At 60.2% G+C, this 9,004-nt stretch carries 8 protein-coding genes; 6 read left to right on the plus strand and 2 right to left on the minus strand.

Annotated features, from left to right (window positions below; translation table 11 throughout):
- The 3 genes from ABI213_RS00080 to ABI213_RS00090 all read left to right on the plus strand — a co-directional run.
- On the plus strand, positions 1-610 hold a 610-nt coding region (locus tag ABI213_RS00080), incomplete at its 5' end, for an SDR family oxidoreductase (RefSeq protein ID WP_348025594.1).
- 10 nt (positions 611-620) lie between these two features.
- Positions 621-1,409, plus strand: coding sequence for a MoaF C-terminal domain-containing protein (locus ABI213_RS00085; protein ID WP_348014657.1), 789 nt, complete (start codon positions 621-623; stop codon positions 1,407-1,409).
- A gap of 8 nt (positions 1,410-1,417) precedes the next feature.
- A complete protein-coding gene (locus ABI213_RS00090; RefSeq protein ID WP_348014656.1) occupies positions 1,418-1,807 on the plus strand; it encodes a nuclear transport factor 2 family protein in 390 nt (129 codons plus the stop codon).
- A 109-nt stretch (positions 1,808-1,916) separates the two neighbouring features.
- Here ABI213_RS00090 and ABI213_RS00095 read toward each other — a convergent pair whose 3' ends face one another.
- Entirely contained in the window at positions 1,917-2,903 is a 987-nt protein-coding gene (locus ABI213_RS00095; protein ID WP_348014655.1) for a helix-turn-helix domain-containing protein, read from the minus strand.
- A gap of 332 nt (positions 2,904-3,235) precedes the next feature.
- Entirely contained in the window at positions 3,236-4,144 is a 909-nt protein-coding gene (locus ABI213_RS00100; RefSeq protein ID WP_348014708.1) for a LysR substrate-binding domain-containing protein, read from the minus strand.
- A 112-nt stretch (positions 4,145-4,256) separates the two neighbouring features.
- On the opposite strand from ABI213_RS00100, the gene mdlC reads away from it, so the two are divergent.
- From mdlC to ABI213_RS00115, 3 genes are all read left to right on the plus strand, one after another.
- Positions 4,257-5,882 (plus strand): benzoylformate decarboxylase, encoded by a 1,626-nt coding sequence (mdlC, locus tag ABI213_RS00105; protein ID WP_348014654.1) that lies wholly within the window; start codon positions 4,257-4,259, stop codon positions 5,880-5,882.
- Positions 5,883-5,934: 52 nt separating this feature from the next.
- The gene (locus ABI213_RS00110) at positions 5,935-7,383 is read left to right on the plus strand and encodes an aldehyde dehydrogenase (RefSeq protein ID WP_348014653.1); all 1,449 of its coding nucleotides are present in this window, start codon (positions 5,935-5,937) and stop codon (positions 7,381-7,383) included.
- Between the two features lie 168 nt (positions 7,384-7,551).
- Positions 7,552-8,928 carry an MFS transporter gene (locus tag ABI213_RS00115; protein WP_348014652.1) on the plus strand — a complete coding sequence of 459 codons (1,377 nt, stop codon included), beginning with the start codon at positions 7,552-7,554 and terminating at the stop codon, positions 8,926-8,928.
- Positions 8,929-9,004: the final 76 nt, after the last annotated feature.

Genomic DNA, 9,004 nt, shown 5'->3' on the forward strand with positions numbered 1-9,004 from the left:
TGCGGCGGATGTCAAGTCCGCACTGGCCAAGGCCATCCAGCAGTTTGGCGGTATCGACGTACTGGTGGCCAATGCGGGTGGGCACGGTATTGGCGAGTTAACCCAGACGACGGACGACTCCTGGCGCATGGCGACACGCCTTAATCTGGACACCGCATTTGTCTGCGCCCGCGAGTTGATGCCCAGCCTGATTGCGCGCAAAGGCAACATCGTGGTCCTGTCCTCGTTGGCCGGGCATTTCGCCGGTCCGGCGGTGGTGGGCTATGTGACGATGAAGCATGCGCTGATTGGCCTTACCCGCTCTTTGGCGCGTGACTACGGCCGCTTAGGCGTTCGTACCAATGCGGTGTGCCCCGGCTGGGTGCGCACAGCCATGGCCGACGAGCAAATGCAGGTCCTGGCGGACAAACTGGGCTTGCCCGATTTTGAAAGCGCCTACCAAATGGTGACCAAAGACGTGCCCTTGGGGCGGGCCGCGCTGGCTGAGGATGTTGCAGATGCCGTGCTGTACCTGGCATCCGACCGGGCCGCCATGGTCAATGGAACTTACCTGATGGTCGATGGCGGCGCGTCTGCTGTGGACTTGCCCACTATTGCTTTTGCTGAATGAAAGGATTGATATGACCGACGAAAAAAAACCTGCCGACTGGAAAACGTACGACGAATTTGCAGCGGGTATCGCGACCAACCGCCTGCCCTTCAGCGACAAGCTGGTGGGTACGGTGCAGACCATTCAATTGGCTAACCGCTCCATCGTTTTGTCTTTTGATGGATTGCACAGCGCTCGGGTTTCCGATAGTGCACATGCCACAGCTGGCGAGTGGTGCGAGGTCATCGAAGTAGCGCCCTTTACTTACTTTGTGGACATCACGTTCCAGCAGCGCCCGCTGCACTCGATGACGGCCGTCGTCAACACCGACACGCGCCGGGCACTGGTGATTGAATGCGAGGTGCTCTCTGCGCAAGTGGCTGGCGCCGAACCGCGCGTGGAGCAGACCTTTTTGGTCGGGCGCTTGGAAGGCGGTGCACTTGGCGGCGAGGAGCCGCACGAGTCGCGTGACCTCATCGGTTTGCGTACCTGGCAAACCTACAGCCCCAACCACACGTACGAGCACACGTATCTCAGCTCGCAGCGCTATTGCTGGCAATGCCTGGTGGGTGTGCAGCGCGGCCACGGTGACGTGGACATGGCCACTTACTATAAGTTTGCACAAGACCAGTATTTATTTACATTCCGAGAATTTCTCATTCCCGTGGCGTCGGTCTTCTTCTTTAACTTCGCCTCTGGCCGCTCGACAGGCAAGTTTTTGGGACTCACGGGCACGGGCGAAATCTCCAATAGTCCGGCGGGGGCCTTCATGCAAAAAGCCTCCCAGACGTTTTATCCTTCCGACTCATTACCCATTTAGGAAAGACTATGCGAAGCAATTACGACATCATCAAAGACCACTACGCGGCATCTGATCGCAAAGACATCGCAGGCATGATGGCCGAGGTGTCTCTCGAGGTGCAGTGGACCGAGATGGCCGGGTTTCCTTGTGCCGGCACCTGGGTGGGGCCACAAGCCATTATTGAGAACGTGTTCGTGGCACTGGGGGGCGCCTGGGACAACTACCGCTTTGACCTGGAGTATTTGGTCGATGGCGGTGAGCGCATCGTTGGCGTTGGCACCTACTCCGGCGTCAATCGCGCTACGGGCAAATCCATGCAGGCCCGCGTGTCGCATGTGTGGCGCTTAGAGACGGGCAAAGTGGTTCAATTTGAACAGTTCACCGATACGCTATTGGTGGCCAACGCGATGCGCTAGCCCGCAAATCCACAATGGGCTGGCTCCAGCGCAATGTGGTTTAGGCTCCCAGGCACTATGGGCGGCCCGGGTCTGCGCCACCGCAGACCCGATGAAGGCGCCGCCTATTTCAGTGCGAAAAGACTGGGTATTGCGGTGCCGATTGGCTGCTTGTGTTTTTGCGGAACTCTGAGGGGGAGCAACCGTACTGTGCTTTGAACTGCTTGCAGAAATGCGCGTTGCTTTTAAAGCCGCAAGCATCCGTAATTTGCGCGATAGTGTTGGACGCATGCTGGTCGGAGCTAAGCCTCACCCGCGCTATCTCCAGCCGTGATTTCCAGATATAGCGATCCACGGACAGGTTTTCATCTTCAAACACCACATGCACATAGCGCTTGGAGCAACGCATGGCTGCGGCAATACGGTCAATGCTCAGCTCTGTATCTGTCAGGTGTTCCAGGATGAATTGCTTTACCCTGGACTTGAGGATGGCATGCGGTAGCGTGCGCTCCTTAAGGTTGGTTTGGTGTCGCGCCAGGGTGTAGGTGAGCAAGCTCAAAATGCTTTCGCTGACGGCATGGCCCGAGTCATCTGGCAGGCTGGTCAACTGCTCGGACAGCGACTTTAGAACGCAGCCCAGCATGGCCGATAGACCCACGCTTTCGTGCTGTGGTGTCTCGCAGGTGTGCAGTTCGGGCACCCTCAAGCCATCAAGTCGGCTGCGGGGTATTTTCACCACCAGCAGCGATGTCGGGTCCAGGTTGTGCACCGAATAGTCCACTCTGGGGTCGTAAAGGCTCCAGTCGCCGGGGTGCAAATTAAAGCTACGGTCGGCAATCTCTAGCCGGGCCTGGCCTTTGATTTGCAGCATGAGCTTGTAGCTGTCGTCCAGGCTGTCGTTGGTGACGCGGCTGATGCGCCGCACGCGGTGCGAAGGCGCTTCAATTTTGTACATCTTGAGGGCGTCAAGGTTGTAGATGTCCAACTGCGCTTCGATGGCATTGGTATCCATCTCATCGACCTCCAGGTCGCCAAAGTATTGGTGATTGATGCGTGCCCAGTGCTCGGCCCGGTCTGAACGGGGTGTGCAGAAGGTGTCGAAGTGAAGGTTTTTCATGTTGTCTCCGGCATCCCATTCATTTTGATTTTTTCTAAAGCGGAATGCCCAACCAGTATATTTACTTCTATCTTAGTAATCTACTCGTTTGGACTGTTTTGATATGAGGGATATCCCTTGAAGTCGCTGCACCTTCTTCAGTATGTCATTTGTTGATGTAGAAGGCCACCTGGGGCTGCTTCTCCAGCGTTGGGGTGGCAAGGATGGTCGGTGCGGCGCAAGCGCCGAGTATCTTAAAACTGCACCGGCTGCACGACTTCTACCCATAGTGCTCGCCCACGATGCCAACCACACCCGTGGCCGCCGCTGCGATGGGCCGACACAACCTGCCGCTAAAAGATTGGCGCTGTCAGCTTCCGGAGTTCTTCCAGCAGCTTGTTGGCTGGGGCGGGCATCAGCCCCTGGCTGCGGCGGAAGGCTGTCAGCGTGCGCTTATCGGACGCATTGGGCATCGGCAGCGCGCCCATCAGTCCGGCTTGCCGCTCGGTTTCAAACATAGGCTCGGGCATCCAACCCAGAAATCCTGAGTGGCATATGAGGCTTTTGAGCACGGTGGTCGAGCGTGTTTCCACCACCACGTTGGGCAAAGGCAATTGGTGCCGGGTAAAGAGTGCTTTCATGTGCTCAAACGGCGCAGTCCCCCGGGGCAAGATGGCCCAGCGCTCCAGCAGCGTGTCGGCCACCGTCAGGTGCACGCGTTGGCGCAAAGGGTGGCCCATGGCGGCAACCACATAGCTGGTGTCTTCCCAGCGGCAGTCTTTGACGGCTTCAATCTCTTCCCCGGCATCTACAACGACACCCAGGGCCAGATCGATTTCGTGCGAAACCAGCGCTTCTGCCAGCCTGTCCCAGACACCTTCGATGACGTGCACCTGCAAATGGGGCCAGGCTTGGCAGGTTTTGCCAATGGCCTGGGGCAACACCGAGCACGCGATGCTGCCGACCGAGCCTACGCGGATAGTCCCTTTTGCAAGCCCCAGCATGGCTTTTATTTCTTCGTCTGCGTGCTCTGCCTCCCGCAGCAGCAGGCGGGCATGGGGCAGCAGGGCATGGCCTATGGGCGTCAAGTGCATGCCTTTGGAGTGGCGTTCAAACAGCGGCGCGCCTGCCTGCTGCTCCAGCTTATGGATGGTCCGGCTTAACGCGGGCTGGGTCACGTTCAGGGCAATGGCCGCCCGACCCAGGCTGCCAGCCGACACGATGGCAGCAAAGGCCTTAAGGTGTTGCAATTCAAAAGTCATGCCCAACATTAATGACTTTGGTGAAAAAAAGCAATTTTCAGACTTCTTCTGCTGGCCGACACTGCAACGCCTCACCCGGCCCAGGCCGCAAAAAAACCACCGAGAGACTGAAATGACCGGACCCACCCCCGAAGCCATATCCGCATTGGCACACCAGCTGGACGCCAGCCCGACCACCGTACGGGACGCGGTGATTGACTTGATGCGCCGTTTTGGCATGACATCGATTTTTGCCAACCCTGGCTCTACCGAGTTGCCCATGTTCCGCAACTTCCCCAGCGACTTCCGCTATGTCTTGGGGCTGCAGGAGGCCACAGTGGTGGGCATGGCAGACGGCTTTGCCCAGGCATCTCGCAACGCTTCCTTCGTGAATCTGCATTCCGCTGCGGGCGTGGGCAACGCCATGGGCAATATCTTCACGGCTTTCAAAAACCGCACCCCCATGGTGATCACGGCGGGCCAGCAGGCCCGAGCGATCATGCCTTTTGACCCATTTCTTGCCTCCAACCAAGCCGCCGAGCTGCCCAAGCCCTATGTGAAGTGGAGCATCGAGCCCGCCCGCGCGGAAGATGTCCCGCAGGCCATCGCCCGCGCTTACTACATCGCCATGATGCCGCCGCGTGGGCCTGTGCTGGTGTCGGTGCCTGTCGATGACTGGGACCAGCCCGCAAAGCTGATTGCCCCGCGCGTGGTCAGCACCGAGATTCGGCCCCAGCCTTCGGTGTTGGCGCTGATTGGTGATGCACTGGACGCCTGCGAGCGCCCGGCCTTCGTGGTGGGTGCGGCGGTGGACCGAGACAACGCCTGGAGCCAGGTGCTGGCCTTGGCCGAACGCCACAATGCGCGCGTGTTTGCCGCCCCGATGTCGGGCCGCTGCAGCTTTCCTGAAGACCACCGTTTGTTTGCTGGCTTTTTGCCCGCCATGCGGGAAAAGATCGTTGCCCTGCTGGGCGGGCATGACGCCCTGTTTGCCATTGGGGCGCCTGCCTTCACCTACCACGTTGAAGGCGCTGGCCCCCACATTCCAGACGGCGCCAGCCTGTTCCAGCTGACGGAAGACCCCGACACCGCAGCTTGGACGCCGACGGGCACCACCGCGCTGTGCAGCATCCGGCTGGGTGTGGAAGACCTGCTGGCGCGCCCGGCCATTGCCAGCCGCCCCCTGCCACAGGGCCGCGCACCCAAGGCCTTGGCCCTGCCATCGGTGCGGTTGTCGGTGGCATACGCCTTGCAAACCTTGGCAGAGGTGCGCAAACCCGAAGACATAGTGGTCGAAGAGGCGCCTAGCGCCCGCTCCGTGATGCAGACCTACCTGCCCATCACCCAAAGCGAAACCTTCTTCACCATGGACAGCGGTGGCCTGGGCTACGGCATGCCGGCTGCGGTGGGAGTGTCCTTGGCCAAGCCTGCGGCCCGGGTGGTTGGGCTGATTGGCGATGGCTCCAGCCTGTATTCCATTCAGGCGCTGTGGACTGCGGCACAGCTCAAATTGCCGATTACTTTTGTTATTCTCAATAACAGACGCTACGCCGCACTGCAAGACTTTGCGCACGTGTTCGGTTTTTCTGCGACCGAAGTTGTGCAGGGCACGGATCTTCCCGACCTGAATTTCCCGGCTTTGGCCGCAGGAATGGGCTGTGCCGCTCGGCGGGTTTCAGACCCGGCAGAACTGCGCGAAGTGCTGTCACAGGCGCTTGCCAGCGGAATCACCAACTTGGTCGAGATTGAAGTCGCTTAACGGCACAGCATGGCAACCACCTTCCCCCTTTCAGACTGAAAAAGATTCCTCCATGAATATCTCGATGTTGATCAATGGCGAGCAGGTTCAAGCTCGCAATGGCGCCGTCTTTGAACGCCGCAGCCCGCTCGATGGCAGCGTGGCAACCGTAGCACCTGCAGCCAGCGTTGAAGACGCTGTGGCCGCAGTACACGCTGCCGCACAGGCCTTCAAAACCTGGTCGCGCACCGGCCCGGGCGAGCGACGCGCCTTGTTATTGAGCGCCTCGCACGCCCTGGAGGCCAAGGCCGATGCGTTTGCCGCAGCCATGGCAGCGGAAACGGGGGCCTCGGCCATCTGGGCGGGCTTTAACGTGCATCTGGCCGCCAGCATGCTGCTGGAGGCCGCCTCGTTGACCACGCAAATCAGCGGTGAAATCATCCCTTCGGACGTGCCCGGCAGCTTGTCCATGGCCGTGCGCCAGCCGGCAGGCGTGGTGCTTGGTATCGCGCCGTGGAACGCGCCGGTGATATTGGCGGTGCGGGCCATTGCCACCGCGCTGGCCTGTGGCAACACGGTCATCTTGAAGGGCAGCGAGGTGTGCCCGGCGACCCACGGCCTCATTATCGAAGCGCTGCAGGAGGCGGGACTTCCCAAGGGCGTGGTCAACTTTGTGACCAATGCACCGACCGATGCCGCCGTGGTCGTGGAGGCCATGATTGCGCAGCCCGCCGTGCGCCGCGTCAACTTCACCGGCTCTACCCACGTGGGCAAGCTGATCGCCGCGACCTGCGCCAAATACCTCAAGCCCGTGGTGCTGGAGCTGGGCGGCAAGGCGCCTTTCGTCGTTCTGGACGATGCTGATGTGGACGCCGCCGTGAATGCCGCCGTCTTTGGTGCGTTTGCGAATTCTGGGCAGATTTGCATGTCTACCGAACGCATCGTTGTCGATGAAAGCATTGCAGACGCATTCGTGGCCAAACTCAGCGAACGCGCGGCCGCGCTGCCCCTGGGCGACCCCCGCAAAGGCCCGGTGGTGCTGGGGTCGGTGGTGGATATGAGTACGGTCAAGCGTTGCAACGACCTCATTGACGACGCCATCGCCAAGGGTGCCAAGCTGCTCACCGGCGGCAAAGCCAGCAACACCCTGATGCAGGCAACCTTGCTGGACCACGTAACCCCCAGCATGCGTATCTACTACGAAGAAGCATTTGGCCCCGTGAAGGGCATTGTGCGGGTGAAGGGCGTGGAGGAAGCGGTGGCGTGTGCCAATGACAACGAGTACGGCCTGGCCGCAGCGGTGTTTGGCCGCGACCTGGCCCGCGCCATGGATGTGGCTAGCCGCATTGAGTCCGGCATTTGCCATGTGAACGGCCCCACCGTACACGACGAGGCACAGATGCCATTCGGCGGCGTCAAGGGCAGCGGCATTGGCCGCTTTGGCGGCAAGGCGGGGATTGATGCGTTCACCGAAATCCGCTGGTTGACGGTGCAAACCACCGACCGCCATTACCCGTTTTAAGCGCCCGCATCCTGCATGTTTCGGGCTGCTTTAGCGCCGAAGCCAGGCCGTTACAAGAAATTAATAAAAAATGGGGTTAGCGCATATTTAACCTGCACTAGTAGCTATTGTTTTAGGAGTAAAAATCCCCTATCACTCTAGTGCCCCGTACACAAAGAGACATGTTTCATGCAGTTTTCAACCTCCGCTGCGGCGGCTTCTGTGGACATCGGCCGGTCGCTGGACGACGGTGTTTTTTCAGCATTTCAGAAGCTTGTCATTTTCATGGCGGCGCTGTCCATCGTTCTGGATGGTTTTGATGGCCAACTCATCGGGTTTGCGATTCCGATGATCATCAAAGAGTGGGGCGTCACCCGTGGCGCCTTCGCTCCGGTGGTGGCCGCAGGGCTGGCGGGCATGGGCATTGGCAGTGCATGCGCCGGCATGTTCGCCGACCGCTTTGGCCGCCGTTGGGCGGTGATCGGCAGCGTCTTCGTCTTCGGCGCCGCCACCTGCGCTATCGGCTTGTCGCCTGATTTGTTCACCATTGGCGCGCTGCGTTTTGTTGCGGGTCTGGGTATTGGCGGTGCCCTGCCGAGTTCGACCACCATGACGGCCGAGTTCACTCCGCAGCGCCGCCGCACACTGGCCGTTACGGCAACCATCGTCTGCGTCCCCCTGGGCGGTATGTTGGCGGGCATATTCGCCAGCTATGTGATGCCCCTGTACGGATGGCGTGGCCTGTTCTTCATTGGGGGCTCATTGCCGTTGGTGGTGGCGGTGGCCCTGGCCTTTTTGCTGCCGGAGTCGCCGCGCTATCTGGCGCGCCACCCCAGCCGCTGGGCTGAGTTGGAAGGGCTGTTGGCGCGCATGTCCCGCCCGGTGTTGGCCGGTACTGTCTTTAGCGATGGCGCCGAACAAAAGACAGAGCGGCGCCAAGGTATTCGGGCACTGTTCGATGTCGGTTTTGCCCGCGACACCATTGCCATCTGGTGTGCTTTTTTCATGTGCCTGCTGGCGGTGTACAGCGCCTTTAGCTGGTTGCCGACCATGTTGGTTGCCGAGGGTATGAACGTGGCGATTGCGGCCACTGGCCTGACGGCCTACAACACGGGCGGCGTGCTGGGCGCGCTGGCTTGTGCGGTGGCTATCACCCGGTTTGGCTCGCGCTGGCCCTTGCTGGTGTGCTGCCTGGGGGCTGCGGGAAGCGCCTTTTTCCTGCAGCAGGTCGAGGTGGGCGCGCATGCCACGCTGCTGATCGTCGGCCTGGGCGTGCACGGTTTGTTTGTCAACGCCGTGCAGTCCACCATGTACGCGCTGTGTGCTTTTGTTTACCCCACGGCGGTACGCGCTACGGGCACTGCCTCTGCATTAGCCTTTGGCCGCTTGGGTGCCATTTTGAGCGCCTTTGCCGGTGCGGCGGTGATCACGGCGGGCGGGGCGTCTGCGTATTTGGCCATGCTGGGCGGCGCGATGGTGCTGGTGTTTGTGGCGCTTTGCGTGGTTAAGCGGCACATCCCGACGGCTGCGCCCTCGCCCTCGCCTTTGGCGGGTTCTTCACAATAACTGACGGGTTTTTATATGCTGCAAATTGGAATTCTTGGTGCGGGTGCGATGGGATCTTTCTTTGGGGGCTTGCTGG

It is taken from the genome of Rhodoferax sp., from assembly GCF_039922535.1.
Taxonomy (GTDB): domain Bacteria; phylum Pseudomonadota; class Gammaproteobacteria; order Burkholderiales; family Burkholderiaceae_C; genus Rhodoferax_B.